General features: G+C 45.3%; 25 protein-coding genes. 11 read left to right on the top strand and 14 right to left on the bottom strand.

Going from position 1 to position 25,753, the window contains the following annotated elements:
* Positions 1-112: 112 nt before the first annotated feature.
* From MASE_RS15030 to MASE_RS15020, 3 genes are all read right to left on the bottom strand, one after another.
* The gene (locus MASE_RS15030) at positions 113-928 is read right to left on the bottom strand and encodes a choice-of-anchor H family protein (RefSeq protein ID WP_014950595.1); all 816 of its coding nucleotides are present in this window, start codon (positions 926-928) and stop codon (positions 113-115) included.
* A gap of 116 nt (positions 929-1,044) precedes the next feature.
* The gene (gene rraB / locus MASE_RS15025) at positions 1,045-1,443 is read right to left on the bottom strand and encodes a ribonuclease E inhibitor RraB (protein ID WP_014950594.1); all 399 of its coding nucleotides are present in this window, start codon (positions 1,441-1,443) and stop codon (positions 1,045-1,047) included.
* A gap of 32 nt (positions 1,444-1,475) precedes the next feature.
* Entirely contained in the window at positions 1,476-2,201 is a 726-nt protein-coding gene (locus tag MASE_RS15020; RefSeq protein WP_014950593.1) for a 1-acylglycerol-3-phosphate O-acyltransferase, read from the bottom strand.
* 205 nt (positions 2,202-2,406) lie between these two features.
* Between MASE_RS15020 and MASE_RS15015 the strand changes: the two genes are divergently transcribed.
* The gene (locus MASE_RS15015) at positions 2,407-3,546 is read left to right on the top strand and encodes an HD-GYP domain-containing protein (RefSeq protein ID WP_014950592.1); all 1,140 of its coding nucleotides are present in this window, start codon (positions 2,407-2,409) and stop codon (positions 3,544-3,546) included.
* A 62-nt stretch (positions 3,547-3,608) separates the two neighbouring features.
* Here MASE_RS15015 and glnG read toward each other — a convergent pair whose 3' ends face one another.
* The 4 genes from glnG to glnA all read right to left on the bottom strand — a co-directional run bounded on the left by glnG (position 3,609) and on the right by glnA (position 8,499).
* Positions 3,609-5,018, bottom strand: a complete 1,410-nt coding sequence (gene glnG, locus MASE_RS15010) for a nitrogen regulation protein NR(I) (RefSeq protein WP_014950591.1) — start codon at positions 5,016-5,018, stop codon at positions 3,609-3,611.
* A complete protein-coding gene (gene glnL / locus MASE_RS15005; protein WP_014950590.1) occupies positions 5,008-6,093 on the bottom strand; it encodes a nitrogen regulation protein NR(II) in 1,086 nt (361 codons plus the stop codon). Before glnL ends, glnG begins: the two co-directional genes overlap by 11 nt.
* Before the next feature lie 130 nt (positions 6,094-6,223).
* A complete protein-coding gene (locus tag MASE_RS15000) occupies positions 6,224-6,850 on the bottom strand; it encodes a hypothetical protein (RefSeq protein ID WP_014950589.1) in 627 nt (208 codons plus the stop codon).
* A gap of 239 nt (positions 6,851-7,089) precedes the next feature.
* Positions 7,090-8,499 carry a glutamate--ammonia ligase gene (glnA, locus tag MASE_RS14995; RefSeq protein WP_014950588.1) on the bottom strand — a complete coding sequence of 470 codons (1,410 nt, stop codon included), beginning with the start codon at positions 8,497-8,499 and terminating at the stop codon, positions 7,090-7,092.
* A gap of 457 nt (positions 8,500-8,956) precedes the next feature.
* On the opposite strand from glnA, the gene typA reads away from it, so the two are divergent.
* From typA to MASE_RS14980, 3 genes are all read left to right on the top strand, one after another.
* Positions 8,957-10,789, top strand: a complete 1,833-nt coding sequence (gene typA / locus MASE_RS14990; protein WP_014950587.1) for a translational GTPase TypA — start codon at positions 8,957-8,959, stop codon at positions 10,787-10,789.
* Positions 10,790-11,151: 362 nt separating this feature from the next.
* Entirely contained in the window at positions 11,152-11,529 is a 378-nt protein-coding gene (locus MASE_RS14985; protein WP_014950586.1) for a response regulator, read from the top strand.
* A 263-nt stretch (positions 11,530-11,792) separates the two neighbouring features.
* Entirely contained in the window at positions 11,793-12,968 is a 1,176-nt protein-coding gene (locus MASE_RS14980; protein WP_014950585.1) for a MalY/PatB family protein, read from the top strand.
* A 215-nt stretch (positions 12,969-13,183) separates the two neighbouring features.
* Here the strand turns inward: MASE_RS14980 and MASE_RS14975 are convergent, their stop codons facing one another.
* Positions 13,184-14,380 (bottom strand): Nramp family divalent metal transporter, encoded by a 1,197-nt coding sequence (locus MASE_RS14975; protein ID WP_014950584.1) that lies wholly within the window; start codon positions 14,378-14,380, stop codon positions 13,184-13,186.
* Between the two features lie 253 nt (positions 14,381-14,633).
* On the opposite strand from MASE_RS14975, the gene MASE_RS14970 reads away from it, so the two are divergent.
* Positions 14,634-15,335: a UPF0149 family protein gene (locus MASE_RS14970; protein WP_014950583.1), complete on the top strand. Its 702-nt coding sequence runs from the start codon at positions 14,634-14,636 to the stop codon at positions 15,333-15,335.
* 60 nt (positions 15,336-15,395) lie between these two features.
* Here MASE_RS14970 and MASE_RS14965 read toward each other — a convergent pair whose 3' ends face one another.
* The 3 genes from MASE_RS14965 to MASE_RS14955 form a co-directional block, all read right to left on the bottom strand.
* Positions 15,396-15,587 carry a hypothetical protein gene (locus tag MASE_RS14965; RefSeq protein WP_014950582.1) on the bottom strand — a complete coding sequence of 64 codons (192 nt, stop codon included), beginning with the start codon at positions 15,585-15,587 and terminating at the stop codon, positions 15,396-15,398.
* 196 nt (positions 15,588-15,783) lie between these two features.
* Positions 15,784-16,212 carry a CopD family protein gene (locus MASE_RS14960; protein ID WP_014950581.1) on the bottom strand — a complete coding sequence of 143 codons (429 nt, stop codon included), beginning with the start codon at positions 16,210-16,212 and terminating at the stop codon, positions 15,784-15,786.
* A 1-nt stretch (position 16,213) separates the two neighbouring features.
* Positions 16,214-17,890 carry a chloride channel protein gene (locus MASE_RS14955; RefSeq protein WP_039235311.1) on the bottom strand — a complete coding sequence of 559 codons (1,677 nt, stop codon included), beginning with the start codon at positions 17,888-17,890 and terminating at the stop codon, positions 16,214-16,216.
* Positions 17,891-17,996: 106 nt separating this feature from the next.
* Here MASE_RS14955 and MASE_RS14950 point away from each other — a divergent pair, with 106 nt between their 5' ends.
* The gene (locus MASE_RS14950; protein WP_041693834.1) at positions 17,997-18,704 is read left to right on the top strand and encodes a DUF6776 family protein; all 708 of its coding nucleotides are present in this window, start codon (positions 17,997-17,999) and stop codon (positions 18,702-18,704) included.
* 58 nt (positions 18,705-18,762) lie between these two features.
* Here the strand turns inward: MASE_RS14950 and MASE_RS14945 are convergent, their stop codons facing one another.
* The gene (locus MASE_RS14945) at positions 18,763-19,872 is read right to left on the bottom strand and encodes a putative manganese transporter (RefSeq protein WP_232362771.1); all 1,110 of its coding nucleotides are present in this window, start codon (positions 19,870-19,872) and stop codon (positions 18,763-18,765) included.
* 202 nt (positions 19,873-20,074) lie between these two features.
* A complete protein-coding gene (gene azu, locus MASE_RS14940) occupies positions 20,075-20,524 on the bottom strand; it encodes an azurin (RefSeq protein WP_014950577.1) in 450 nt (149 codons plus the stop codon).
* A gap of 190 nt (positions 20,525-20,714) precedes the next feature.
* Here azu and MASE_RS14935 point away from each other — a divergent pair, with 190 nt between their 5' ends.
* From MASE_RS14935 to minE, 5 genes are all read left to right on the top strand, one after another.
* Entirely contained in the window at positions 20,715-21,053 is a 339-nt protein-coding gene (locus tag MASE_RS14935) for a hypothetical protein (RefSeq protein WP_014950576.1), read from the top strand.
* Positions 21,054-21,206: 153 nt separating this feature from the next.
* On the top strand, positions 21,207-22,580 hold the full coding sequence (locus MASE_RS14930; protein WP_014950575.1) for a class II fumarate hydratase: 1,374 nt from the start codon (positions 21,207-21,209) through the stop codon (positions 22,578-22,580).
* Positions 22,581-22,933: 353 nt separating this feature from the next.
* Complete coding sequence (minC, locus tag MASE_RS14925) at positions 22,934-23,716, top strand: septum site-determining protein MinC (protein ID WP_014950574.1); 783 nt, start codon at positions 22,934-22,936, stop codon at positions 23,714-23,716.
* A gap of 30 nt (positions 23,717-23,746) precedes the next feature.
* A complete protein-coding gene (gene minD / locus MASE_RS14920; RefSeq protein ID WP_014950573.1) occupies positions 23,747-24,556 on the top strand; it encodes a septum site-determining protein MinD in 810 nt (269 codons plus the stop codon).
* Positions 24,556-24,816: a cell division topological specificity factor MinE gene (minE, locus tag MASE_RS14915; RefSeq protein WP_014950572.1), complete on the top strand. Its 261-nt coding sequence runs from the start codon at positions 24,556-24,558 to the stop codon at positions 24,814-24,816. Before minD ends, minE begins: the two co-directional genes overlap by 1 nt.
* A gap of 48 nt (positions 24,817-24,864) precedes the next feature.
* On the opposite strand, the gene MASE_RS14910 is transcribed toward minE, so the two are convergent.
* Complete coding sequence (locus MASE_RS14910) at positions 24,865-25,698, bottom strand: polyphosphate kinase 2 family protein (RefSeq protein WP_014950571.1); 834 nt, start codon at positions 25,696-25,698, stop codon at positions 24,865-24,867.
* Between the last annotated feature and the right edge of the window lie 55 nt (positions 25,699-25,753).

The following is a 25,753-nucleotide window of genomic DNA, read 5'->3' as shown; positions in this document are numbered from 1 at the left end:
AATCAACGTTAATTGGAAAAGAAGGTTTATATTATATAATAGACTTTAGTATAAAAAATAGCCAAAAGCTGCAGGTGCATGCAGCTTTTAGCTGATTAACTTTCCAAGATAGTTAGCAGTGTCGGCGTCTAACAGTTCGTCTAACAAGTACAATGCCACCTAATAGACACAGTGGGAGTAAAGACCATGCTCCGCCATGCTCTTCTACTATGACTACCGTATCTTCAACCACATATTCATTATTTTCACTTTCAAGGGGAAGATAGGCGAGTGCACTGTCATCATAGGCATCGGTATACGCCACAAGTATTTCGGTATCTGCATCATAAAGCTCTAATAGAATGTCGTACTCACCCGGCGGATAGCCAGAAACTAATGTGCTTTCAATGGTAAAGGTATCTGTTGAGTCTTCTGAGTAAATGTAAAATTCAGACGACACGTGAATAGACTCGTACACGTCGTTTTTGCCCAAATACAAGACCGCGTATACTGGCGCGCGAGTGAAAATGGTGTCGGCGTCAAACTCAATCGAAAACGTAGAGTGAAAACCATCGTAATCAATGTCTTGCTCAAGCGTTACCCAGCTTTCATAAATCCAAAACTCATTAATACTGCTGACTACGATATCGCTAGAGGACTTACTCACGGCTAAATGCTGTTGATGCTTACCCGCCTTGGCAAGGGACTGTTGATCAGTTTCAACGTCATCAACAGATTGAGAGATTGTTTCTTCGCTTGTCAATGCACCTGAGGTTTTAGGCAGCAGCGATTCAGCGGCAACAAATGGTTTGTTGTAACGGTATTCGTTAGAGGTAACGTTTTTGTTTTGTGCGCTATTTTCGGTACTGGCATGCACAGGTGACATAAGCGCAAGCTGTAATGTTGCAATAGCAGAATATGTAGTAAGTGAGAAAAGTAGCTTTTTCATCTGTCCATCCTTTTCCAATCGATAATGACAGTGTCATTGTTGACGGAAAAAGATGAACAAAAGCTGAAGGGTAACTTAACGCCTTCTCAGTTAAAACGGTGAGGGTGCCTTAGAGATCAGTCGTCGAAGTAGTGATCTTCTTCTTCGTATTCACCTTCTTCACGCGGCTCGAAGTAAGTACCCCAACCGTCGTAGGTTACATCATGCTTGTCGGCAATTTTAAGCAAGGTGTCAGAGTCCGCATTAAGCTTTTCAATATCTAGCTTTCGCTCTGCAACTGCGTCGAAGCAGAAAATGGTTTCGCCATCATCAAGAATAAGCTCTTCTGCGTCGGTGACTTCAAAACCAGCTTTAAACGCATCAACAGCTGCCTTTTCTAGCACGTCGAAGTCAGTGCTGGCGAAGTGGTGCTCAATGGTATAGTCGGCATCGGCTTGGCTGCCGTCTTCTAGAAGGGCATCAATAGTTTCTTGGTTAAACTCGTACCACTCTTCTCTTTCATCGAACTGGGTCATAATAAACACTCGTTAGCAATTTAGGCGCAAGTTTACCTGCTTTTTTCCAGTTCATCGACCTGTGTATTAAGCGCATCAAACTTTTGTTTCATTTCATCGTTAAAATGCACCATCCACTCTTTAATTGTCTTGTCTTCGCTCAAAGCCTGAGGGGCAGCTATATCAATAAGCACAATGCCGTTATTCCAACGGTTCCATTTTACTTTATTGTGCAAATTGCTGGCGGTTACCATGACAACCGGTTCGTTGGTGGTCTTAGCTAGGCGAAACGCACCTTGTTTGAAAGGTAATATGCCTCTGCCATAGCTTCGTGTACCTTCTGGGAATAGCCATACCGACGTTTTCTTTTTCGCAATGCGTTTTGCAGCAATATCGAGTGTATTACGGGCTTTACCGGAATTCTTTCTATCAATCATGATATTGCCTGACAACCAATAGATTTGGCCGAAAATAGGGATCCACTTTAAGCTCTTTTTGCCAATGGTTACCACGCCAGGCAGTGCAGCTTTACAGATAGTGATAACGTCGAAACTGTTTTGATGATTGGCGATGTAAACGTAGGGCTCGTTTATTTTAACCGCAGGATCTTTCTTTATAATAATTTTGAGACCTACGACCTTAGCCATAAGTGAATACATACTACCCGCAATATGCACGTTATCTTTGTGAAAAGGTCGTGCGATACAAACAATTAGCAGAACAATGTTAATGAGTAAAAAAGCGATAAAAAGTGCCGGAATGCGGAATAAAGCGATCAAAACAACTCCTAGATACAATTGACGCGCGCAGTATAGATGAAGTTTCAGCGTACACTTGTCCGATGAGTTTTTACAGTGCGGAAGGTATAGTTGAGCAATAAGTTGGAAAAGTGGCTATGTTTCTCACCTTTAGTATGAGGAAATTTTGCCGATACCCGATTACAATAATAAAAAGCGCAATCGAACCTAACTCGGTAACCACTATATGCAGACATTTACTCCAGACGACCTAGAAGAAGATATTCTTGCTGACCTTATGGAGGAAATAAACGAACTCTATGAATCAAGTGAACAAACCTTGATTGAATTAGAGCTTCGTCCGGAAGACAACGAATTGCAGCGTGCTCTGTTTCGCTCAATCCACACCATTAAAGGTGATTTAGGCCTGGTTAATTTCTCGCCCATGATCCCGCTTTTGCAGCATGTAGAGGACTTGCTAGATTATTTGCGCAAAGGGCAGGTGGCGTACACAAGTACTATGAGTGACTTGGTATTGCTTACAATGGACAGAGTAAAAGCCTTCGTAGAGGCTGTAATGGCCAGTGGCAAAGCCGAATACGATGACAATCTTCACAATCAGCTGGTTTTAGCTATCGGTCGTGTGACGCCTGAAAATACTGCTGAGCATGAAAAACGCCTTACCGAAGCGGTCTTATTACTTAACCCAGCGTTAGATATTGTTGCGGATGAAGACGACCCACAAAACGTTCAGATAAAGCCCCCTACGTTAGCGGCTACAGGTATCCCTAAAGATATTAGTAGTGAAAAGAAGCAAGATATTCTATTTTTCCGCGACTTAATGCAAACCATTGAACGCCGCTCTAACTACTGGTCTGGTCGTGGTGATCGCATTGCCAAACTGGCTATGTATATTAACGACGTGGCCGAAAACCCTATAGACGAAGATCAGCTTGCCGTAGCCAGCTATGTACATGACTTCGGTATGGCCTTCATGCCATTGAAGCTTTTGCACAAAGGCGATGCGCTAAGCGATATCGAATTTAATCTTATGCGCTCTCATGTGTATAAAAGCGCCCGTTTGTTAGAGCACCTAGACCAATGGGATATGGCGCGCAAAATCGTGATGCAGCACCATGAACGCACTGATGGAACAGGTTATCCATTGGGGCTAAAAGAAGACGATATCTGTGAAGGTGCGAAGTTATTAGCCATTGTTGATACCTACGATGCAATGACACACCCAAGAGCGCACAATGAAGATAACGTACTTTCTAAAAAAGAGGCGGTGATAGAAATAAATCGAAGCGCCAAAGGCCAGTTTAGTATGAAGTGGGTAAGGCATTTCAATCAGGGAATGACGGCGCTACTGACGAAAGGACATTAGGTAGCAAGCCGCTCATAAGCTAGCAGTGAGTTCCCTGCTAGCTTACGGCGTAATCACTAGGGTTAGTTCACACCCAATTCTTTTAACTTTCTTGTCAGGGTATTTCTTCCCCAACCCAAGCGTTTAGCCGCATCTTGTTTGTGGCCATGAGTGTGCTGAAGTGCTCGCTCAAGCATAATACGCTCAAACGTCAGCATCGCGTCGTTAAGAATATTGTGATGGCCGTCGCGAAGCTGTTTATCGGTCCAGCTTGCCAACAAATCTGGCCACTCACCCGATTCAGCGCTAGGTTTTTCAATACTGCTATCGCTGTGAATTTCCGGTGGCAGATCGCTGGGCAGCACTTCTTGACCACTCGCCATTACCGTTAACCAGCGACACACGTTTTCTAGCTGCCTTACGTTTCCAGGCCATGGTAGCTGAGACATTACGCGCTCAGCGTCTTTCGATATGCTTTTAGCTTCTACATCAAGTTCTTTGGCTGCTCGGCGCAAGAAGTGACGGGTCAGTAGTGGAATATCTTCGCGGCGCTCGTTAAGTGAAGGAAGGTGCACTCGGATAACGTTTAAGCGGTGGAACAAATCTTCCCTAAACTTACCTTCAGCAACCCTTTGTTCTAAATTCTGGTGAGTTGCAGCGATGATGCGTACGTCCACACTCACTGACTGATGGCCACCGACACGATAAAACTGGCCGTCTGCAAGCACACGTAAAAGGCGGGTTTGTACATCTAACGGCATATCGCCTATTTCATCTAAGAACAATGTTCCGCCGTCGGCTTGTTCGAAGCGGCCTTGACGAGCTGCCTGGGCTCCGGTAAATGCGCCCTTCTCATGGCCAAATAGTTCTGATTCTACAAGGTCGGCAGGAATGGCGGCCATATTAAGGGCGATGAAAGGTTTACTTGCTCTTGGGCTGTGCCTATGAAGGGCGTGCGCCACAAGTTCTTTACCCGTTCCTGATTGCCCGTTAATTAGCACGCTAATTGAAGAGCGAGACAAGCGACCTATGGCACGAAACACTTCCTGCATGGCAGGTGCTTCGCCAATAATTTCCGTTACTACGTCTTCCACTTGCGCTTTAGATACGGTGGACTGCTCTCTGGCATGTGCCAGCGCCCGCTGGGTTAAGGTTACTGCCTCGTCGATATCAAATGGCTTTGGCAAATATTCAAAGGCGCCTTTTTGATATGCGTTAACTGCGCTGTCTAAATCCGAATGCGCCGTCATAATGATAACGGGCAGCAGTGGGTGCGAGGCATGCACTTCGTTCAGTAACGTCATGCCGTCCATTTGTGGCATTCTTATGTCTGAAATGATGACTTCAGGGGCTTGGCCGCTTTGAAGTTGAAGCAATAAATCTTCAGGGTTTTCAAAACTTAAGCAGCTGATATCTGCTGCTTGTAAGGCCTTTTGCAGCACCCAACGAATAGAACTGTCATCATCGACAATCCACACAGACTCATTCGTCATCGTCTGTCTCCTTACGATCTATTGGTATGTAAATTACGAACTCAGTGTGACCAGGGTAGCTATCTACATCTATTTTGCCGCCGTGGTGGTTTATAAGGGTCTGTGAAATAGACAAACCCAACCCAGAGCCATTTTGCTTGCTTGTGACCATGGGGTAGAAAAGTGTGTCTTTTACTTCAGCCGGAATACCCGGGCCGTTATCAATAATTTTTATTTTTGCTACCAGCGCGTGACGCTTCGTTTGAATTGTCATTTGGCGCTCTATTCGCGTAATTAACCTAATTTGTGGGTTGGGGGTTTGGCTCTCGGTTAATGCCTGAACGCTGTTGCGCACAATGTTGAGCACCGCTTGCTGAATCATGTCAGGGTCTAACATAAGCGGTGGAATGCTGGGGTCATAGTCGCGAACTATGGTAATGGGATTGTCTGAGTCAAAGCGCATTAAGCTGCGTATTTTTTCAAGCGCTTGATGCACGTTGCTTTCTTCAAATCGAGGTAGTGAATTTGGTCCAAGCAATCGATCAACTAAGTTTCGCAGACGGTCAGACTGCTCAATGATCATGCTTGTAAATTCTTTATGCTCGTCAATCAGCTCTTTTTCTAATAGCTGTGCTGCACCGCGAATACCACCAAGAGGATTTTTGATTTCGTGTGCAAGGCCGCGAACCAATTCCCGTGCTGCGTAATGCTGCGCGTTTTGTAAAGTTTCTCGAGAAATTCGCTTTTGCTGGTCAATCTTTTTAACTTCAAATAGCAGTCGTGGGCCGTCTTCGAAGTGCAAGTTGGTAACGGTTAGGTCGGCAGATACATAGCGGTTATCTCGAAAAGCCAACTTAATTTCGTTTTCGGTGAAATCTTCACCTTTTCTGATGGCAGCTTTAAGTCGGGTGGTTTCTATTGTGCCCGGCAAGAAAAAATCTTGAAGTGGATGCCCAATAAGTTGTTTTAATCCAGTCTCAAACAAAGCTTCACCAGCGTGGTTGGCATAAACAATCGTAAGTTTGTTGTCTACCATTACCAGTGCGGTATTTAGGCTATTGATTAGCTGTTGTGTTTCTAACTCGGTGGAATGCATCCGAGCTCGTCTCCTTTGCACCATAATTGTGCATTGTAGCTTGCAATGATGCGTTGCGCGAATAAAGAGCTCAAGAAGAAATGTTCACTGAACCTCTATGGTGCGCATACATAACAGTGGTTGCACGCTATTAGTTATTAATTAACGCCGATGCCTGATGCAGGTAAAGGGTTTGTAATGGAGACGATGCAAGAGTCTTGCCCGTATTGTTCGTGAGTTCAACTTTATAAGTATGTGCCCCACGATGGATACCAGTAAGCTTAAAGACGCCTGAACTATTGCTAGCTAATGGGGCGTCGTCAAAGATTAATCGGTAGATTGGCGCTTTGGGTGCACCAGGTTGTGCGGCAGAAATAGTGAATTCACCCAAGTTATTGCGAATTGTCGCTTCTGGTGCAGGTGACTTAATGACTACGCGATAGTTGGGCTTGGGGGCAGCCGGCTTCGCAGGGGGAGGTGGGGTAACCTTTGCCGCGGTTACTACGTTTTGCGTTTTTACATCGAAAGCTAGGGGTTCTGCGTTTTGCTGCGGCTTGTCGGTGTAAGTCACAGAGCCGTCTTTACCTACCACCTTGTATATGGTCATTGGAGAGGTAGCTGCGGCTGATGTTGCATTGCTGCTTTGTCCGGTTTCGCTTTCTTGTGCTTCTTGCTGGGTACTTTCTTGGCTCAGCATTTCCGCTTGCACAGGCAGTAAGCCATTGCCGCTACTTAGTAATAGCGAAATTAAGCAAATGTGTCGCGTCATGTAGTGCACGTGTCGTTACCTAATCAATGTGGTTTTGGCTAGCTGGCTAATTCATATAGCTTGCTATGTTTGGCTTATGGATAACCTTTCTAGTTGTATGCAGATGCAAGCGGGCAAAGCCCTGTGCGCAGTTGATACAGCATGAAAGAGTATTCATTAGCATAGCTATAAAAACATAGTAGATAAATCGTACGCATAAAAAAAGCCCGCAGAGCGGGCTTTAGTATAAATTGCTATACAGTGCGAAATTACACGCTGTAGTACATGTCGAACTCAACAGGGTGAGTAGTCATGTTAAGTTTCGTTACTTCTTCAGACTTAAGATCGATGTATGCATCAATCATGTCGTCAGTCATAACGCCACCAGCTTTAAGGAAGTCACGGTCGTTATCAAGAGCTTCAAGTGCCATTTCTAGCGAGCTTGCAACTGTTGGAATTTCAGCAGCTTCTTCTGGCGGTAGGTCGTACAAGTCTTTATCCATTGAATCACCAGGGTGGATCTTGTTCTTAATACCGTCGATACCCGCCATAAGCATAGCAGTGAACGCTAGGTATGGGTTAGCTGTTGGGTCAGGGAAACGTACTTCAATACGACGTGCTTTATCGCTAGTTACGTGAGGAATACGAATAGATGCAGAACGGTTACGTGCAGAGTATGCAAGCATTACCGGTGCTTCGAATCCAGGAACTAGACGCTTGTATGAGTTAGTAGAAGCGTTAGCAAACGCGTTGATTGCGCGCGCGTGCTTGATGATACCACCAATGTAGTAAAGTGCTTCCTCAGAAAGACCTGCGTACTTGTCACCTGCAAAGATGTTTACGCCATCTTTAGAGATAGATTGGTGACAGTGCATACCAGAACCATTATCGCCAACAAGCGGCTTAGGCATAAAGGTAGCTGTTTGACCGTATGCGTGTGCAACGTTGTGAACAACATACTTGTAAACTTGAATTTCGTCAGCTTTCTTAACTAGCGTATTGAATTGGCAAGCAATTTCGTTTTGGCCAGCAGTTGCTACTTCGTGGTGGTGCGCTTCGATAACAAGGCCCATCTCTTCCATAACTAGACACATTGCAGCACGGATATCGTGAGCAGAGTCCACTGGTGGTACTGGGAAGTAACCGCCTTTAACGCCAGGGCGGTGTGCCATGTTGCCGCCTTCAAACTCTTCGCCAGAGTTCCACTTTGCTTCAGAAGAGTCAATCTTGTAGAAAGAACCCGCCATGTCAGTGTGGAAGCGTACGTCATCAAAAAGGAAAAACTCTGGCTCTGGGCCGAAGAAACATGTGTCACCGATGCCAGTTGATTTTAGGAATTCTTCTGCACGACGAGCAACTGAACGAGGGTCACGCTCATAACCTTCCATTGTTGAAGGTTCAACGATGTCACAACGGATGTTTACTTGTGTCTCTTCAGCGAAAGGGTCAACTACGCAGCTTGTTGCGTCTGGAAGAAGAACCATGTCTGATTCGTTGATGCCTTTCCAGCCAGCGATTGAAGAACCATCGAACATTTTACCTTCTTCGAAAAACTCTTCATCAACAACGCTCGCAGGAATAGATACGTGTTGTTCTTTACCCTTTGTATCGGTAAAACGTAAATCTACAAACTTCGCTTCACTTTCTTTAATCAGCTCTAATGCCTTTTCTACTGACATCGTGTCCTCCAGGTTTAATGTAAAAATGCGGAATGATCAGCTTCACTCCAACAGTGGCAAAAGTGAAAGCGATTATCATGCCATCTATATGTATACCGATTTCTGTGGCATAGACGGGCATCTATCACTTCCGTTTGAATTAAATTGCATTATATTGGTGCAATGTTGCACCAATATGGCGTTTTATGCTCATTTGTACGTCAATCAGCCTAGATTACTTTGTAGCGTATAGCCACCAAATATGATCAATTAGGTGCAACGGGGCTGGTTATTTGTTGAACAAGTGTTTGAAAACCAATAAAACTCGTTTCCATCAAAAAAAAGATGCGCAAACGTCGTGGTTTTTCTGTACAATCCGCGCAAATTTTTCTATCTGCATTTTTTTGCAACAAATCTAACGCATACTCCTTTCCACTGAATTGAAGTAGACGTTGATTTACACAGGCTCTATATAAGCATGAATACCACTGATATTAATAAATTGCGTAACATCGCAATCATCGCCCACGTTGACCACGGTAAGACCACCCTGGTAGACAAACTGTTACAGCAGTCTGGCACCCTTGAATCTCGAGGCGAGCAAGAAGAGCGCGTAATGGACTCGAACGACATCGAGAAAGAACGTGGCATTACCATCCTAGCTAAGAATACAGCGATTAACTGGAACGACTACCGTATCAACATCGTAGACACTCCAGGACACGCTGACTTCGGTGGTGAAGTAGAGCGTGTAATGTCGATGGCTGACTCTGTACTTCTACTTGTAGATGCGCAAGAAGGCCCGATGCCACAAACCCGCTTCGTTACGCAAAAGGCATTTGCTCAAGGTCTTAAGCCAATTGTTGTTATCAACAAAATCGACAAGCCTGGTGCGCGTCCTGACTGGGTTATGGATCAAGTTTTCGACCTATTCGACAACCTAGGTGCAACTGACGAACAGCTAGATTTCCAAGTTGTTTATGCGTCTGCACTTAACGGTTGGGCATCACTAGATGCAGATACTAAAGAAGACGATATGACGGCATTGTTCCAAACTATCGTTGACCAGGTTTCTCCTCCTGATGCAGATATCGACGGCGCATTCCAAATGCAGATCTCTCAGCTTGACTACAACTCATACGTGGGTGTTATCGGCGTAGGTCGTGTTAAGCGTGGTTCTGTTAAGCCAAACCAACAAGTAACGGTTGTTACTGCTGATGGCAAAAAGCGCAACGGCAAAGTTGGCTTAGTTTACGGCTACCTTGGCCTTGCTCGTCACGAAGTTGAATCTGCTCACGCGGGCGACATCATTGCAATCACAGGTCTTGGCGAACTTAAGATCTCTGACACCATTTGTGACATCAACACTGTAGAAGCACTTCCTCCACTTACGGTTGACGAGCCTACAGTAACCATGACGTTCCAGGTAAACACCTCGCCGTTTGCAGGTAAAGAAGGTAAGTATGTAACGTCACGTAACATTCTAGAGCGCCTTAAAGACGAACTAGTACACAACGTTGCACTGCGCGTTGAAGAAATGCCTGATCCGGACAAGTTCCGCGTATCTGGTCGTGGTGAACTTCACCTAGGTATTCTTATCGAAAACATGCGTCGTGAAGGTTATGAGCTTGCAGTGTCGCGTCCAGAAGTAATTCTGAAAGAAGTTGACGGCGCAACGCAAGAACCATACGAAACCTTGACTATTGACTGTGAAGAACAGCACCAGGGTTCAATCATGGAACAGCTTGGTCTGCGTAAAGCAGAAATGACTGACATGTCTCCAGATGGTAAAGGTCGTGTACGTATCGACTTTATCATTCCAAGCCGTGGCCTAATTGGTTTTCAAACAGAGTTCATGACGTTAACGTCGGGTTCTGGCTTGCTATATCACACGTTCGATCACTATGGTCCGTACAAAGGCGGTATCATTGGTAAGCGTAAGAACGGTGTTCTAATCGCTAATGCAAACGGTAAAGCACTAACTAACGCCCTGTTTAACCTTCAAGAACGCGGTCGCCTATTCATCGGTCACGGTGTTGAAGTGTACGAAGGTATGGTTATCGGTATTCACAGCCGTGACAACGACCTTACTGTTAACGCGCTTAAAGGTAAGCAGCTTACTAACGTTCGTGCATCAGGAACTGATGAAGCGCAAACACTTGTTCCGCCTATCAGAATGTCACTTGAGCAAGCGCTTGAGTTCATCGATGACGACGAACTAGTAGAAGTAACGCCTGAATCTATCCGTATTCGTAAGAAGCTTCTTACAGAAAACGAGCGTAAGCGTGCATCACGTGCACCTAAGTCTTAATAGCTTCTAAGACTTACATTGATTTTGAAAATGCCAGCGTCAGCTGGCATTTTTTTTCCATTTTGCCGATGAGTTTGGCCTGCAATCGTTCAAATCGTGTCTCAACTTACACACCGTCACTTCCCATCAGAAAAGCTGCTTTCTAGCATTATCACTAAAACGTTAGAAAAAGTTTAAATATCGACCAAAGGTTAGTGGTCAAAAGCGTTCAGAGATTCTATCCTTGAAAATATCAGTCCGCATAGATCAATACCCAGCGAGCATTTATCTATGCGGATTGGTACAATTGACTGACGTCTTAACACGTGAGCTAAGTCGTTGTAATATTTACGGCTAATGACCTAACAAAAAGGGGAAGGGTAGTGTTTTCTGTAGCAGTAGTTGAAGATGATCCTATCACGCTTGACCTTATCACTGACGCGTTGGAAACGCAGTTAGACGCCACCGTGTATCCATTTACACGTAGTAAATTTGCAAGGGATTTTTTGCTGCAACAAACCGCAGAATCTATCAGCTTGATCATCAGTGACCAAGTAATGCCGGATTATGATGGACTAAGTCTTCTAAAAACCTGCCAGTCTTCGGGTTTGGACGTTCCATTTTTACTCATTACTGCAGACCCTAACAAAGAGTTAGTGATAGAAGCGCGTAAGCTTCAGGTTACCGGTTTTCTTGCTAAGCCACTCAATATGGAAGAGCTAGTTCAAAAATCGAGAGAGGCGGTGTCGCAGGCCAGCTAAGCCTGTAGGTTGTTTTTCATTTTATGTATCGCACGCTAAAGGTGTGCATGCGAGCCAAAAATCTACTTCGTGGTTAACGATGACAACGTAAAACAGGTTAGGACAGCAAAGCGCAATTTACCTTTGGCCTTAACGTGTTAATTTATCTCTATTAAAGTACATTTCGATATAGAAAATTCGGGTTAATTCATCTCACGCCCCTAGTTTATGAGGCGCTAAAATTCTACACTGTTGGCATAAGTTTTTATGCAACAGGATGTAATGTGAGCGCCTTATTCGATAATACCCCTCCCAGAAAAGACACGTTTTCGTTTAAATGGCAAAAGTACAAAGGGAAAGACATCATTCCTGCGTGGGTTGCCGATACTGAGTTTCGTTGCGCGCAGCCAATTCTAGACGCCATTTCGGGTCAGGTTGAGCATGGCAACATGGGTTACATACTGCCTGCACATCACGAAGGCGCCATTCAGGCTGTAGTGAGATGGCTTAAAGATAAGCATAATTGGGAAATTCAACCCGAGTGGCTAGTGTGGACACCAGGCGTTGTGCCAGCGTTTAACGTAGCGTGTAAAGCCTATTGTGAACCCGGTGATAAAGTACTTATTCAAACACCTAATTATCCGCCTCTACTGGCTGCCCCAAAACTAAATGGTCTCGAACGGGTAGATATAGGCACGGTAGTGCAAAATGACGACGGCACAAGTTCTGAAACTATCTCGAGTGTTGAAGGTGCGCGCTATACGTTAGATTTTGAAGCATTAGAAAGAGAAGCGGCTGATCCTAAATGTAAGCTGTTTATTCTTTGTAACCCAATGAACCCGGTAGGTTCGGTGCTTACTAAAGCTGAATTAGATCGCATTGCTGAAATTTGTAACGCGAACAACGTTAAGCTATGTTCTGATGAAATCCACTGCGACCTTATTCTAGAAGAAGGCAAACAGCATATACCGGCGGGCCGCGAGTCCAACCTTGCTGAAAATAGCGTTACGCTAATGGCTGCCAGTAAAACATTTAATATTGCTGGTTTGGGAACGTCCTTTGCCATCATCCCTAATCGCCAACTGCGTCAGGCATTTACCAATGCCGCAGCGGGCATCGTACCTTGGGTTACTGTATTGGGCTTAGCGGCTACAGAAGCAGCATTCACTCAATGTGATGAGTGGCATCAGCAGCAACTTACCTACTTGCGTGAAAACAGAGATATGGTGTTTAACACAGTTAACAGCATTGACGGGCTTAAAATGCTCAAAGCCGATGCGACGTTCCTTGCGTGGGTAGACGCCAGTGGACTAGGTGTAGAGAACGTCCAGCAGTGGGCCGAAGAGAAAGGCGTAGGCCCGTCACCAGGCATCGATTTTCACAAGGCGGATCATTTCAGAATTAACTTTGGCTGCAGCAAAGCGATGCTCCAGGATATTCTGCAACGCCTCGCCAGCTAAAAATTGGGGTCAGAGTACTTTTTCAGCCCCAAAATGGGGTCAGAGTACTTTTTGCAGCTACGCTCTCTATTAAAAAGGGCCAAAATATTACTTTGGCCCTTCTCATATGCAGTAAGTTTGTTAGTCACGTAATTTCACTGTTACCTGCGAGTGCACACTATAATGACATACAAAGGGAGAAAATTACTCTGACCCCATTTTTGCCATTTTTGAGATTAGCTAAATACGCCGATTAGTTTATACAGGCCTAAACCAATCACAGTACCCACTACTAGAAAGCCTGCCAGGTTACTTTTCCATGTGTTTCTAAACTCCCCCAGTGCGGTGCTTTTATTCATAACGACCAATAGAAATATGGCAATAATTGGCAGTAAAAGAGCATTAGTCGCTTGAGCAAACAGGATGGCGGGTAGGGGCTTAAAGCCAAGTGCTGCAACGCTGACACCCACTACAATGATGATAAACCATACCGCTTTAAAGCTCTTGCTTTGCATATCGTCAGAAAGCCCCAGAGCTCCTGTTACCGCATAAGCGGCTGCTAGCGGCGCAGTGATAGCACTGGTTAAGCCTGCGGCGAATAACCCTAGTGCAAAGAACCACTGAGCTTTGTCACCTAAAACCGGTTTAAGCTGTTCGCCCATGTTTGAAGCGTCCATAGTGGCAGCTTGATTGAAGAACGCCATCATTGCTGTTGCCATTACGATAAGCGTAATAAGCCCACCCATACTAATAGCTCTAGCAGACTGGTTTCGGCACGCGACGACCGCGTCTTGTTTATCTTGGCCTTTCGATGATTTTGCAACTAGGCTCGCGTGAAGAAACAAGTTGTAAGGCACGATGGTGGTACCAATAAGCGCCAGCACCGTGGTAATGGCGTCAGCGTCCAGCCGCGGAGACATTAACTGACTAAACATCGCGGCGATATCAGGTTTGGCTACCAACAGCGTGATAAGAAATACGCCAGCCATAATAAAGACGAGATAAACCAGTACTGTCTCTATCCACTTGTAGCTGCCCGACCAGAGTAAAACTATAGCGATCGTGCCCAAAATACTGGCCCAGGGGCCAATGCCTATACTGATAAATGCGTCTAGCCCGATTGCAGCGCCGGTTAGGTTGCCCGATTCATAGGCTGCGTTGCCAATGCCGATAGCACTGACAATAAGCACGATAAAAAGATTCTTTAGCCATGGCTTGTAAGCCATGTTTTTCATTGCACTGGCTAGGCCTTGGCCGCTGGCCACACCTAAACGCGCAGCCATGTCTTGCAATACTATGGTTGCGAATATGGAGAAAAGGAGCGCCCATACTAGGTGAAAGCCAAAGTTTGCACCTGCTAGACTTGCCGTAGTTACTGTTCCAGGGCCAATAAAGGCGGCCGCGATGATGTATCCTGATTTATCTTTTGCCATTGCAACGACTCTTAGTTAAGTTTTGCTATCATGACAATAGGTAGGCGAGCACGCAACAGTACCGCTAAACCAATACAGTAACAGATTGGTTTTAAACCTATTGTCGCGTACCCAGTGTAGAAGTTTGTTGTTTACTCTTTACCTTATTTCCCATTATTTTGGGTAGATAAAAGGTTACAAAACATGCCCTCTACAAAGTGGCCGCGCAGACTACCGTTTCATAAAAGAGAACGCAAATTAAAATAGGATGGTAATGGTGAGAGATGGGTTTCCAATAAACACAATCAGCGATATTGTTTCGCTTCCCAGTTTCGAAAATGTGCTTCCGGATGCTTATTACGTAGATGGAATGATCTTTGCCGTTGCCTCCGCACCAGAAATTCCCATGCCCGAACAGTGGATGCCGTGGCTCATACAGTCTAGTGACAGCCACCTTGTAGACAAAGATGTAGATAAGCTTGCTGATACATTAATGAATGGCCTGCGGGCGCATTTGGATTTTATGCGTCAAGAAAAGTCGCCCATGCCTAGTGAATTGAACGTTGCGATAGAGGTGCAAGGAACGACGAGGCCTTCGAAAGAACTCGAAAGCTGGCTAAATGGGCTTTTACACGTGCACAAGCAATTAGAACCTGTGTGGCAAAATGCGTGGAACCATTGGGAAAAGCATTTAGAAAAAAGTAAGGCGAACAAGAAAGACTGTGACGATAACGAGCCTGAGAAAACAGAACCTGCAGAAGCTCGCCTGTCTCGATGTTTAAAGCTTTTCTCAACGCTTGCTAATATTGAATTAGCCTTGTCTTACAGAAACGACAAACAAGCTGCTCAGCTTGAAAGTAATATAAACATGCTTGTTAAACAGCTTCCTTCGGTGCTGGCAGATTACACTAAGTTGTCAGGGGAGCTAGCAGGCGCGTTACCCAATCAATTTGAAACCTTCAACAAAGTAACCTAGGGGAAAACTTGATAACTGGGAGCTGCAGGAGAAGCAAAAAACAAAAACGCTAATTCAAAATTAGCGCTGTCTTTGTTGTTGATGCCGTTGATTCAACGTGTGTTTAAGCGAAGCGGTATAGCTGTCTAGTTCAAGTTTTGCCTTTTCGTATTGCTCGTTAAGAAGCCGTGAAGCAGGCTCCCTCATGAGCGCCTTAAAGGCAATGTCTGTCTGTTTGAGCAAATGCTTGAGGTGTTGATTACTGTCATCCATGTATAGCATTCCGATAAAAACAATTCGTTAAACCCGAGAAACAGCAGGTTCTGGGCGACTATGTGCAATGCTTACAACACTCTCAACAACAAGCTTAAAATTACTTCTCACACTACACAGCAGTACTGGTTCCTTGAGTACTGACTTTTCAATAACTTTGTACGTGCGCCTTTACTATTTAGTTTGGCTTAAACTTTTATAAAGGTTTTACCACAGCCAGGCAAACGATGGCGAGAATGATAAGCACCGGCGCTTCATTTAAAAAGCGATAAAAGCGCGGAGAGTGTCTATTTTCGTCGCGTGCAAATTGCTTCATTAACTTAAACAAATAGAAGTGATAGCCGTAAATAGCAAGAAGCAGCAGCAACTTTATATGAAGCCACCCCGACATTTTAAACCAAGTTCCACCATAGCTGACAATAAGCGCAACGCCGAATGCCAGAGTTAACAAGGCGAATGGAGTAACAAAGAACCACAGGCGGCGCTCCATGACCTTAAATTCGTCTTTTACCACTTGAGATTTCGTTGTCGCGTGATACACGAAAAGTCGCGGTAAATAGAAAAGCCCTGCCATCCAAGCCAGCATGAAAAAGATGTGCAGCGCTTTAAACCATAAAATGTACATACTAATAATGAGCCTTTTGTAAGAAGCTTTGTAAGATATTCCACGTTACTACGCCAATAATATCGTTTAGCTCCTGATCGTAAATATAAACTGCGCCAGAGCGCGAGTTTTTAAGGTGTTCGTATACTTCGTGCAGCGTAGACTGCGCGCTAATACCTTCCATTTCGTAATAGTTTAACGCTGTTGCATCGTGTTCCAAACTCACATTGTATTGGACCAGCTTATACTGTACATCTATTTCAAATTTTAACTTCTGAATGACAATTTTTGTTGGATCGCTTTCTAAGTAGTTAATTAACGCTTGCTCCGGCGCATCGTGAAATAGCTTGTACTCGGTATTCATCGCTGCAAGTACGCCCGTTTTCTCAAGTGCTTCACGAATAGACGAGATAGCGTAAGGGAGATTTTGATAATCAAGCTGGCGTATGAAAATAGAGCGGTTGCCAAAGAACTGCGTAGAAGTCACGTAAGCAGGCACAATTACCAACATGGCTGGTAGAATAATTTGCGGGCTGTACGATAGTTCCATAACCGCGGAAAGCGCTGCAAGAGGCGCGTGCAATACTGCGGTCAACATGCCTGCTATGCCTAACAGGGCGAAGCTGTTGGTAAATTCGGGTACGTCAATAAAGTACGACAGTGGTAATAAAAGTACGGCGCCAGCAAGCATGCCAATAACCATCACTGGGCCAATGATCCCTCCTGGAATACCGAGGCCAATAGCAAATACCGCCAAGATAACTTTAAACACCAAAGTAGAAACCAACAGCAGCGCGCCGGGGGAGCTATCAAATAAGTGCTCAACATCGATAAAGTTGGCGCCAAGGGCTTCAGGTATAAACATACCAATGGTACCGGTAATTAGCGCAGCAAGTATTAAACGCCACACCATGGAAACCGGCCTGAACCACGTCATCACCCGCATAAGCTGGCTATTGAATAAAACGGCCAGCATGCCCAACAGAATGCCTAGCAGCACCAAGTAAAAATACATCCACTGGCTAAATGCATTAAACGATAAAAACGAAAGCTCGTTTACTTCTCCAAATACAATGCGAGTGAGCACCGAGCCACAGGCAGCAGCCAGCATGACAGGAACAAAAATATGTATTTTGTATTCCCTAAGTACCACTTCCATCACGAATATTACGGCAGCAAACGGGGTGTTGAAGGATGCGGAGATCCCTGCCGCAATGCCGCAGCCTGCAAGTATTCGAATACTGTTGTAGGGCAAGCGAAGCCATTGCCCTAAGAAACTACTGCCTGACGCGCCTAAATGAACGGAAGGGCCTTCTCGACCGACAACGAAACCGCCGGCCAGGGCTAGCATGCCCCCAAAGAACTGGTTAATGGTGGTTCTAAATGGAATATGACCGTAATAGTACTTCACTCGATGAATAACGAAGGGAATACCTAAACGGTAGTGCTTGAAGCCCGTAAGAAAGGCGATAAATAGAATTAACCCTACACTGATAAATGGCATGATAAGCCAAACTAACCAGTCATAGGTAAGCACCGACTGAAGCGACGAAACGCCTGTTTCTTGTAGCCATTCTACGCACAGCCGAAACAGTATAATGATAAGCGCCGCGCAGGTTCCCCCTACAATGCCCAGCATGCACAACTGAATGGATGTGCGTGGATGAGCTACTTCCTCTCTTAAAGCCTGCAAGCGCATGTTGTGGTACAGTAGATTAACGTAAAAAGAAGCTTACCATAAACACCTAAAATTCATAATGTTTAGAGCGCCTTAGCGCACGGTGTTTTTTGTTGATGTAGATATCATGACGACAGATCAGTTAAAAGAAGTTTTAGGCAACTACAAGTGGACACTGTTAGTGGCGCTTATTATGTTTGCCATGGTTGGGTTCGGCTATAAGCTAGCGCGAATTATTGACGAAGGTGACAGCAAGAAAGTACAGGCTCAGCAAGAAACTATTGCTATTTTGTCTGAAGAAAATCATGCGCTTACTACCAAAGTGAATCAGCTGGAAGTCGCCATGGAGCTTGCCACGCTCGAGACGGAGAGCATTACCAATACGTTAGGCGAACAGAAAAAAGAACTAGAGGCACAACAAGAATTACTGAGTTTCTATGAACGCGTCGTGGCGCCTGAGAAAACCGACGAAGGTTTTGCCATTGAAGGGGTAGAAGTTTTTAAGTTAAGTGACAATACCTATCAACTTAGATTGGTTCTGTTGCAGTCTAAACAGCAAAAAGCAGTGATAAATGGCAGTTTAGATATTGCCGTAGTCGGTCAGCGAAACGGTGAAGCGCTCACGCTGAAATCGGGCGAATCGAGCCTGCTGGCAGAAGATATCAAATACCGCTTTCGCTTTTTCCAAGCCGTTAACGTAACTCTCACTATCGAGGAAGATATAAACCCCGAATCCATTAGTTTTTCTACAACGGTCTATCAATACAAAACCCGTAAAGGCAACTATGAGATAAGCGTGCCGTGGAATGAAGCGCTTTCTGTCGAAATAGAGTAATCGCTGTGGGGCAGCGCTAGCCTATCCGTTAATTCAACCTTTTAACGCATCGAAAGCTTTATTCAAACAAATACCAGTAGCCATAACCCACAAGAAACGCAGGAATAGCAGAGTACACTGTGGCAATAAGCGCTGCTTTGGGTGAGAGCGCAATGGCGGGAAACAACGCGTCGCCGTCATTACTTATTGCATTGCCAAGTTGTGCTGAAAACGGAACTGCGCCATTAAGGTATAAGCTGGTTACCAATATCTGCGGACCGCAACCAGGTAAGAACCCGATGATGATCGCCAGGCCAACTAAGCCGGGGCCCATGGATTGAAGCAGCCCTGCAATGTCTAGCCCAAACCAGACAACAGACAGCTCGAACATAAGAAACGCGAGTACTACCCATGCCAATACAAATTGAGTGTCTAGTGCGGCTTTCTCTTGCCATTTAGGCGGAGGCGGAATTAAATCCTCTTTCGTAATCGAAGCGTATCCGCTTCCCAAACCACACAAAGACCATAGTCCAAGGCTCGAAATACATAACGCGGCACCAATCAGCGTTAGCGTACTTTCACTGATAGCAAGGTAACTGTGTACGGGAAGTTGAAAGGCCAAACCAAGCGCAATCGCCAACGAGGGTAAGCTCGCAATCATCCAGAATACTTTAGAAAGTGATATGGCTTTGTGGCTTACTGTTTTGGGTTTATCACAGGTTTGCGATTGTTGGAGCGCACCATCGGCTTCAGGAGCCTGGTAATTATGAAATTTATTGACCACTAGCCCCGTCATTGCACCCACCGTGACGCTGACGGCCATTACGGTTAAGGCATCTAACGGTGCTTGGGCGAGTAACAGAAATGCGGCATCGCCCATAGTGCTGGTTAGCACTGCTACCACGGCTCCAAAGCTTGTCACACCTCGCGTGTACTGAGTGACAACGATAATAGCACCGCCGCAGCCTGGCATAGCACCAAGTAGGGCAGATAATCCTACCTCATGTACAGGGTGCGCTTTCATATAATTACCAATGGCTTCGGCCGAAACGCGCAACGTGGCGACGTAATAAAGCGCAAGCGATGCATATACAAACGCTGCCACTTGAAAAAATGCATCTGACAACACCGATAAGGTAACCGCACGGGTGCTGTCATAAGTAAGAAGAATGGCTATAAACAGCGGCATCAACAGCCGCTTATTGGTTAAGTGAGGAAAAAAAACGTTTCTTAATAGGGCGCTAGTAAAAGAAGGTAAGTGCTTATACCGGACCACCGCCTTAGCGCTTTTTGATGTGTGAGACGCCGTATCCATTACAACTACACCCTCGACCTACTGTTATCCATGTTTAAGGCGTGCCTAGTTAAGCACGCCTAGTTTTCGCAACGCCTTAGCTCGAAAGCGTAACTGTGCCTTTCATGATGCCGATGTGACCAGGGAACGAGCAGAAAAACATGTATTCTTCATCTTTGCTTAACCCTTCAACAGAAAAGGTCGTAGAAGTTTGTTCACCGCCGCCAATAATGTCAGTCGCGCCAATTACGCGCTCATCGTCTGGCTTAACGTAATTGTTGTCTAAACCCGCACTCATACCGTCTGTTGCCACTGCTTGTCCGTTGGCTTTTGTTGTCATCACCCAGTTATGGCCCATGGCTTGTTTAGGTAACTGACCTGTGTGCTTTAAAGTCACGGTAAACTCGCTACAACTCGCCGGGATAACAACGTTCGACGTATTGAATTGCATGGCGTCGTTTGATTCCACAGTCACTTCGCATTCGTTAGCAAATGCACCAGAGGCCATAAGAAAAAGGGCTGTGCCACCAAGTAACTTCTTGATCATAAATAATGTCCTTTGAATTTTGGTTAACTTCACCTATCGGTGGAATTGGAAGATCCAATTTTCTTTACGAAAAAGAATAGCACTGGATCATTGTAAATGCTAACGATTATCATTTATATTGAGTGGTATATAAAGAAAGGGCTTTTATGTACATCGAGCTTTTTTGTTTTTTCACGCACAAGGGATGCACATGTCTTCGATACGAAATGCAGTTCAACACGTTCGATTTGGATACAACGACAATGAGCTGAACTCAACGCTTTTAAGAAACTATCTAGATGGCGTAACTTTCGTTGCCAACTTATTGCCAAGTGATAAAGACAAATTTTCTATCTATAAAAATGCGGTTGAGGTGCTTTATGAAACCCTGTGCGATCCGCAGGTCAGTCAGCAATGGCGGCATAGTTGTTTAGAGCATTTGTACAAGCCGTTGCTTAAAGCTGAGCGCTACGCGTGTAACGAGAGTGATCGAATTGCGCTTGCGAGAATAAAAATAGACATGAACACCAGAGAGCCTGTTGATCTTTGATGTATAGCAAAGGTCTGCAAGCGCTAGTGCACCATTTTTTATAATTCACTTACTAGGGCCTAGTTTTCTAATGCCACTAGCCCTAATAGGATTCTGATAAAAGCGTGGCAACCACGCCGAAAAACTAGCTATATCAACACAAGGATACGAGTCATGACAGCAACACGCACAGAACGCGACAGTATGGGCGAGCTACAGGTCCCCGAAAATGCACTCTACGGCGCGCAAACTCAGCGTGCCATTCAAAACTTCCCTGTAAGCGGGCAGCGCATGCCTGAAGCCTTCGTACGCGCGTTGATTACAGTAAAAAAAGCCGCAGCACAAGCCAACATGAAACTCAAAGTGCTGGATAAAGATCGCGGCCAAGCGATAGTTAAAGCCTGTGATGAGCTGTTGGCACTTGATGATGTGATGCAGCATTTTCCCGTTGATATATTTCAGACTGGTTCAGGCACCAGCACAAACATGAACGCCAACGAGGTCATTGCTCGCTTAGCCTCTCGTTATTCTAGCGAAGAGGTTCATCCGAATGATCATGTAAATTACGGGCAAAGTTCAAATGATGTGATCCCTACCACCATTCATGTTAGCGCGGCTATTGCATTGTCAAACGAGCTTATACCGGCCGTTGAAAGTTTAGTTCGTACTATTGAAGTTAAAGCAAAGTCGGTAGCGCAATACTGCAAAACCGGACGCACTCATCTCATGGATGCGATGCCTGTAGGCATGGATCAAAGCTTACTGGCTTGGGCTTCTCAGCTTAAGCAGCAGATTAAAACCCTGCGCGCTGTGCAGCCAGCTATTCAAACCCTTGCCCAAGGAGGCACTGCCGTGGGAACAGGTGTAAACGCCCATGCGGATTTTGCTACGACATTTTCAGATGCGCTAGGGGAGCTGACCGACATTGTGTTTAAGCCCGCTGACAATTTCTTTGCATTGATTGGCTCTCAAGACACAGCAGTGACGCTTTCCGGTGCGACAAAAAGTTTAGCCGTCACCCTCATGAAAATTGCTAATGACTTGCGCTGGATGAATTCTGGGCCTTTGGCTGGTTTAGGTGAGATTGCGCTGCCTGCGCTACAGCCAGGTTCATCGATTATGCCCGGCAAGGTAAACCCGGTTATTCCGGAAGCAGTGGCGATGGCTTCAGCACAGGTAATAGGTAACGATACGGCGATTACCGTAGGTGGGCAGTCTGGGAATTTTGAGTTAAATGTAATGCTACCAATGATTGCCAGCAATTTGCTTTCAAGTCTGTCGCTAATGACCAACAGTGCGACGCTAATCGGCGAGCAGGCGATCGAGGGCTTTACTGTAAATCAAGATAACATTGAAGCTGCGCTTTACAGAAACCCCGTGCTCGTCACCGCGCTCAACCCTGTTATTGGCTATGCTAAAGCCGCAGAAATAGCAAAAACAGCCTACAAAGAAAACAAGCCTGTTATTGATGTGGCTGAAGCGATGACAGATATCCCCAGAGGCGAGCTAGAATCACTACTAGACCCGAAAAAACTTACCACACCTTAAAGCGCTGTGAGAGAACGAAGATGATAAAAAGTGCGATCTACGATCGCACTTTTTTTGTGGTGAAAGAGATGTTTGTATACAAACAGGACGCACTAAAAACTCGCATGATCCACGCTTGATTAAAAACTGCTCAACGATTGGCACGTTCTTGGCTTGTTCTAGGGTTATTATCAGGGTAAAACGTGTTTTAACCGGTATACAGTTGCTGTATGCGAACGGGATTTTTGATACAGTGACGCAATAAATAAATTGTATAGCTGCGTAAGACAGCAACAGACACTAGCGCTAATAGGTTTTGCTTATTGTCATGGCTAATTGCTATGAGGAAAGTGACGCCTTTTCGGGAAGAAAAAATGACAGAAACTTGCTTTCGCATGAAGGGCACTACGCTCACCAGTATTGTGTTAGAAGTAATAGATTTTGAGCCAGATAATTTTGAAGCTCAGTTATCTCAGAAGGTCGCGAGCGCGCCGCAGTTCTTTACCCGTTCCTCACTGATTTTACATTTGATAAAGCCTTTATCTGCTACAGAGTTCGAGCTGCTGGTGGCGCTATGTCGTCGATTGCAATTACAGCCCATGGCCGTGAAAGGTGAGGTGGCAGAGCTGAAGCCCACCATCAATGATTTGGGGTTAGCCGATGTAAGCCAAAGCAAATTTACAGACAGCGCACTTCGTTCGAACAAAGCGAATGGTAGTGAAAACAATAACGGAAGCGGCGAAAACCCGTCTCAAACCGCACAACAAGATCAAACCGTTTCAGCGCCGCCAAAAAGTGAACCGGCTCCTGCAGCCGCAACCACGCTCAAACCTGCCAAAGTAATTAACCGTCCGGTACGTTCTGGTCAGCAAGTCTATGCCGAAGGCGGAGACTTGGTGGTAACGGCTTCTGTAAGCGAGGGGGCTGAGCTGCTTGCCGATGGTAATATTCATGTTTACGGCACCCTGCGCGGCCGCGCGTTGGCAGGCGTAAAAGGCAATACGGGAGCCCGTGTATTTTGCCAGTCGTTAGACGCGGAACTTATTTCAATTGCAGGGCAATTCATTATGCACGAAACCGTAAAAGGTGAATGCTGGAAGAAACCTGCACAAGTATATTTAGAAGAAGAAACATTACGTATAGAGCCGTTGGCTTAATGCTTTGTACGCACTAATAGGAAAGAATAGATGGCAAAGATTATCGTAGTAACCTCAGGAAAAGGTGGTGTAGGCAAAACTACATCGAGTGCAGCAATAAGTACGGGACTTGCGTTAGCAGGCCATAAAACGGTGGTGATCGACTTCGATGTGGGCTTGCGAAACCTTGATCTTATCATGGGATGTGAACGCCGCGTTGTTTACGATTTTGTAAACGTCATTAATAAAGAGGCCTCACTTAAACAGGCACTAATTAAAGACAAAAGAACGGAAAACCTTTTCATTCTTCCGGCATCACAAACTCGCGATAAAGACGCGCTTACCGTTGATGGTGTGCAGGCCGTATTAGATGAGCTTAAGAAAGACTTTGAGTTTATTATCTGTGATTCGCCAGCGGGGATTGAGCAAGGCGCACAGATGGCGTTGTATTTCGCTGATGAAGCCATTGTGGTTACTAACCCTGAAGTGTCGTCTGTACGTGATTCAGATCGTATTTTGGGGATTCTTCAAAGTAAATCGATGCGCGCAGAAAAGGGCGAACCGGTTAAAGAACACCTTTTATTAACCCGTTACAACCCAAGCCGTGTTGAAAGTGCTGAAATGCTAAGTGTCGCAGACGTTGAAGAAATTTTGGCGATTCCACTATTGGGTGTTATTCCAGAATCTGAAGCGGTACTTAAAGCATCTAACCAAGGTCAGCCGGTTATTCTTGACGAAGAAGCTAATGCAGGACAAGCTTATGCTGACGCTGTAAAACGTCTGCTAGGCGAAACTGTTCCACATCGTTTCCTAGAAGCAGAGAAGAAAGGGTTCTTTAAGCGTCTGCTAGGAGGGAAGTAATGGGAATTTTCGACCTGCTCAAAAAGAAGCAAAAGCCAAGCACCGCAGCGGTCGCCAAAGAGCGGTTACAAATCATTGTTGCGCACGAACGTAAAAAGCGGACAGAGCCTGATTACTTGCCAATGATGCAGCAGGAAATTATTCAGGTAATTCGCAAATACGTGACGATTGCTGACGATCAAGTATCAGTACAGCTAGACAATAACGATGATTGCAGCGTACTTGAATTGAACGTGACTTTGCCAGACAGCAATAACTAAGGCTTAATCGCTTAATTAGTTATGGCTGCCTGCCAGCGTTCTTTCACCTTAGCCGCTCATTAGATCTTCATCGACATCTAGTTGTTTGGAGGCTAGCGCGATTAAACGCTCATCAAGTGGAGGCGGAGAGATATCTACGCCTTCACTGAGTTTGTCGATAACGGCGTCAAGTACGTTAACCCTTGCTTGCCACTTAAACTCTCCGTTAATTACATGCCATGGCGCATAACGCGTGTGGGTGTGCTTGAACATGTCATTTGTAGCTTCTACGTAGGCGTTTCGCATCTTGCGGTTATGCAAGTCTTCTTCGGTTAACTTCCAGCGCTTGAAAGGATTGTGCAGCCGCTCTTCAAATCGCTCGCGCTGCTCGCTTGACGAAATATGCATAAAGAGTTTGATAATACGAACCCCGCTGTCACTGAGCGTTTTCTCAAATGCGTTTATTTCTTCATAACCGCGCTGCCATACCTCTTCATCAACCAACTTATCTACTCTTTCTACAAGCACTCTTCCGTAATGTGAGCGGTCAAATATTTTAAGTGTGCCAGGGGAGGGGATGTGTTGCCAAAAGCGATAGAGAAAGTGTTTGTCTTGGTCTTCTTTTGCGGGCTTTGCCACAGGAAATACACTCACGCCACGAGGGTCTAATTTCTCAGTAATACGCCTTATAGCGCCGCCTTTCCCTGACGCATCCCATCCTTCAAACACAATGAGTGCTCGTTTTTTCTGATGAAAGTAAGATTGCTGAACGTGAAAGAGTTTTTCTTGCTGTTTCACTAACGCGTCTTTGTATTCTTCTTTGCTCGTAAAGCGAGACTGTCCGAAATCGTCAAACAGCACTGGGGTGGAAGAAGGTAATTGGGAGTTGTCGGTTGTACTCATATGCCGCCCCTTTATTCGTGTATCGTCAATATTTTAGATACGTTGACCACACTGC

Origin of the sequence: Alteromonas macleodii ATCC 27126, from assembly GCF_000172635.2 — a bacterium.
Lineage (GTDB): Bacteria > Pseudomonadota > Gammaproteobacteria > Enterobacterales > Alteromonadaceae > Alteromonas > Alteromonas macleodii.
Note: the sequence above shows the minus strand (reverse complement) of the source record. Positions and strands in the feature narration are given on the sequence as shown.

Excerpts from the sequence above, each read along its gene's own strand:
- MASE_RS15030 (WP_014950595.1), bottom strand. The coding sequence starts at position 928 with ATGAAAAAGCTACTTTTCTCACTTACTACATATTCTGCTATTGCAACA.
- rraB (WP_014950594.1), bottom strand. The coding sequence starts at position 1,443 with ATGACCCAGTTCGATGAAAGAGAAGAGTGGTACGAGTTTAACCAAGAA.
- MASE_RS15015 (WP_014950592.1), top strand. The coding sequence starts at position 2,407 with ATGCAGACATTTACTCCAGACGACCTAGAAGAAGATATTCTTGCTGAC.
- glnG (WP_014950591.1), bottom strand. The coding sequence starts at position 5,018 with ATGACGAATGAGTCTGTGTGGATTGTCGATGATGACAGTTCTATTCGT.
- glnL (WP_014950590.1), bottom strand. The coding sequence starts at position 6,093 with ATGCATTCCACCGAGTTAGAAACACAACAGCTAATCAATAGCCTAAAT.
- glnA (WP_014950588.1), bottom strand. The coding sequence starts at position 8,499 with ATGTCAGTAGAAAAGGCATTAGAGCTGATTAAAGAAAGTGAAGCGAAG.
- typA (WP_014950587.1), top strand. The coding sequence starts at position 8,957 with ATGAATACCACTGATATTAATAAATTGCGTAACATCGCAATCATCGCC.
- MASE_RS14975 (WP_014950584.1), bottom strand. The coding sequence starts at position 14,380 with ATGGCAAAAGATAAATCAGGATACATCATCGCGGCCGCCTTTATTGGC.
- MASE_RS14970 (WP_014950583.1), top strand. The coding sequence starts at position 14,634 with ATGGTGAGAGATGGGTTTCCAATAAACACAATCAGCGATATTGTTTCG.
- MASE_RS14965 (WP_014950582.1), bottom strand. The coding sequence starts at position 15,587 with ATGGATGACAGTAATCAACACCTCAAGCATTTGCTCAAACAGACAGAC.
- MASE_RS14960 (WP_014950581.1), bottom strand. The coding sequence starts at position 16,212 with ATGTACATTTTATGGTTTAAAGCGCTGCACATCTTTTTCATGCTGGCT.
- MASE_RS14955 (WP_039235311.1), bottom strand. The coding sequence starts at position 17,890 with ATGCGCTTGCAGGCTTTAAGAGAGGAAGTAGCTCATCCACGCACATCC.
- MASE_RS14950 (WP_041693834.1), top strand. The coding sequence starts at position 17,997 with ATGACGACAGATCAGTTAAAAGAAGTTTTAGGCAACTACAAGTGGACA.
- MASE_RS14945 (WP_232362771.1), bottom strand. The coding sequence starts at position 19,872 with ATGCCGCTGTTTATAGCCATTCTTCTTACTTATGACAGCACCCGTGCG.
- azu (WP_014950577.1), bottom strand. The coding sequence starts at position 20,524 with ATGATCAAGAAGTTACTTGGTGGCACAGCCCTTTTTCTTATGGCCTCT.
- MASE_RS14935 (WP_014950576.1), top strand. The coding sequence starts at position 20,715 with ATGTCTTCGATACGAAATGCAGTTCAACACGTTCGATTTGGATACAAC.
- MASE_RS14930 (WP_014950575.1), top strand. The coding sequence starts at position 21,207 with ATGACAGCAACACGCACAGAACGCGACAGTATGGGCGAGCTACAGGTC.
- minC (WP_014950574.1), top strand. The coding sequence starts at position 22,934 with ATGACAGAAACTTGCTTTCGCATGAAGGGCACTACGCTCACCAGTATT.
- minD (WP_014950573.1), top strand. The coding sequence starts at position 23,747 with ATGGCAAAGATTATCGTAGTAACCTCAGGAAAAGGTGGTGTAGGCAAA.
- minE (WP_014950572.1), top strand. The coding sequence starts at position 24,556 with ATGGGAATTTTCGACCTGCTCAAAAAGAAGCAAAAGCCAAGCACCGCA.
- MASE_RS14910 (WP_014950571.1), bottom strand. The coding sequence starts at position 25,698 with ATGAGTACAACCGACAACTCCCAATTACCTTCTTCCACCCCAGTGCTG.